We start from the raw sequence: 531 nt of genomic DNA, 5'->3' as shown, positions 1-531 counted from the left end.
GGCGCATCTCGTGGCGCACGTCCTGGGCCATGCGCCCGCCCGCCGTGGAGATCATCAGATGCATGAGCTTGAGGGCGCGCAGACTTGGCGCGTTCCGCATGTAGACCCCGCGCGCCACCTCGGCGGGCAGCACGGTCTTGGATTGGTCATAGGCCCGATCAGCGGCCACTTGCAGCGTCTTTCCCATAGGTGACTTTGGAAGTGTAAAATTGTCACCTGTCAATGCGCAATATCGGCCCAATATGTCACTCCATCGGCCCAATACGTCACCGCAGCGGCCCAATATGTCACTTATAAATGCGCAATGTCTTGATAACTCTTATGTATTTCCGCCTGAACTATAAGAACTTTAGAACAAGAATGGCGGCACCACTCTCTTGCCCTGTGGATAACTGCTCAGACAGCACCTCCGAGGGGGATCGAAGCGCCCGCTCGGGATGCCGGAAAGGGCTGAGAAACACTCGGCACCCTCGCCCTTCACCCAGACGCAGCCTCGGGTCGAAGAGTACGGCAGCGGCCTCCAGATGCGCA

General features: G+C 58.4%; 1 pseudogene. It reads right to left on the bottom strand.

Features of this window, described 5'->3' with window-relative positions:
* Positions 1-187 (bottom strand): annotated as a pseudogene (locus CK240_RS17985) (replication initiation protein); the annotation flags it as partial.
* Positions 188-531 lie beyond the last annotated feature (344 nt).

Origin of the sequence: Paracoccus salipaludis (genome assembly GCF_002287065.1) — a bacterium.
Lineage (GTDB): Bacteria > Pseudomonadota > Alphaproteobacteria > Rhodobacterales > Rhodobacteraceae > Paracoccus > Paracoccus salipaludis.
This window is presented reverse-complemented; position numbering and strand designations above follow the sequence as displayed.